The sequence below is a fragment of the Pseudarthrobacter raffinosi genome (assembly GCF_023913735.1).
GTDB lineage: Bacteria > Actinomycetota > Actinomycetes > Actinomycetales > Micrococcaceae > Arthrobacter > Arthrobacter raffinosi.
On record NZ_JAMXBH010000055.1, the window covers coordinates 1 to 1,726 of the forward strand.

At 54.9% G+C, this 1,726-nt stretch carries 1 rRNA gene; it reads right to left on the reverse strand.

Annotated elements, in window-relative coordinates:
• Positions 1 to 17 precede the first annotated feature (17 nt).
• Positions 18 to 1,541: ribosomal RNA gene (locus tag NG698_RS21535) — 16S ribosomal RNA — on the reverse strand.
• Between the last annotated feature and the right edge of the window lie 185 nt (positions 1,542 to 1,726).

A 1,726-nucleotide genomic window follows, 5' to 3' on the forward strand; every position in this document is an offset into this window, starting at 1 on the left:
CTGTAGGTGCTCCTTAGAAAGGAGGTGATCCAGCCGCACCTTCCGGTACGGCTACCTTGTTACGACTTAGTCCCAATCGCCAGTCCCACCTTCGACAGCTCCCTCCCACAAGGGGTTAGGCCACCGGCTTCGGGTGTTACCAACTTTCGTGACTTGACGGGCGGTGTGTACAAGGCCCGGGAACGTATTCACCGCAGCGTTGCTGATCTGCGATTACTAGCGACTCCGACTTCATGGGGTCGAGTTGCAGACCCCAATCCGAACTGAGACCGGCTTTTTGGGATTAGCTCCACCTCACAGTATCGCAACCCTTTGTACCGGCCATTGTAGCATGCGTGAAGCCCAAGACATAAGGGGCATGATGATTTGACGTCGTCCCCACCTTCCTCCGAGTTGACCCCGGCAGTCTCCTATGAGTCCCCGCCATAACGCGCTGGCAACATAGAACGAGGGTTGCGCTCGTTGCGGGACTTAACCCAACATCTCACGACACGAGCTGACGACAACCATGCACCACCTGTAAACCGACCGCAAGCGGGGCACCTGTTTCCAGGCATTTCCGGTTCATGTCAAGCCTTGGTAAGGTTCTTCGCGTTGCATCGAATTAATCCGCATGCTCCGCCGCTTGTGCGGGCCCCCGTCAATTCCTTTGAGTTTTAGCCTTGCGGCCGTACTCCCCAGGCGGGGCACTTAATGCGTTAGCTACGGCGCGGAAAACGTGGAATGTCCCCCACACCTAGTGCCCAACGTTTACGGCATGGACTACCAGGGTATCTAATCCTGTTCGCTCCCCATGCTTTCGCTCCTCAGCGTCAGTTAATGCCCAGAGACCTGCCTTCGCCATCGGTGTTCCTCCTGATATCTGCGCATTTCACCGCTACACCAGGAATTCCAGTCTCCCCTACATCACTCTAGTCTGCCCGTACCCACCGCAGATCCGGAGTTGAGCCCCGGACTTTCACGGCAGACGCGACAAACCGCCTACGAGCTCTTTACGCCCAATAATTCCGGATAACGCTTGCGCCCTACGTATTACCGCGGCTGCTGGCACGTAGTTAGCCGGCGCTTCTTCTGCAGGTACCGTCACTTTCGCTTCTTCCCTACTGAAAGAGGTTTACAACCCGAAGGCCGTCATCCCTCACGCGGCGTCGCTGCATCAGGCTTTCGCCCATTGTGCAATATTCCCCACTGCTGCCTCCCGTAGGAGTCTGGGCCGTGTCTCAGTCCCAGTGTGGCCGGTCACCCTCTCAGGCCGGCTACCCGTCGTCGCCTTGGTGAGCCATTACCTCACCAACAAGCTGATAGGCCGCGAGTCCATCCAAAACCACAATAAAGCTTTCCACCCCCCACCATGCGATGAGGAGTCATATCCGGTATTAGACCCAGTTTCCCAGGCTTATCCCAGAGTTAAGGGCAGGTTACTCACGTGTTACTCACCCGTTCGCCACTAATCCCCCCACAAGTGAGGTTCATCGTTCGACTTGCATGTGTTAAGCACGCCGCCAGCGTTCATCCTGAGCCAGGATCAAACTCTCCGTTGAAGTAAAACAGACACAACCACCAACCCCGGAAATAACAGGATAAAATGGCTGCACAAAATTTGAAACCAGCTGTAAAAACCAGACCACACCACGGGGTGGCGGATCCAGTCAATTCAACCAATTCAATACAATAAATTGGTATCAACAAACTTGGCACACTATTGAGTTCTCAAACAACAGACACA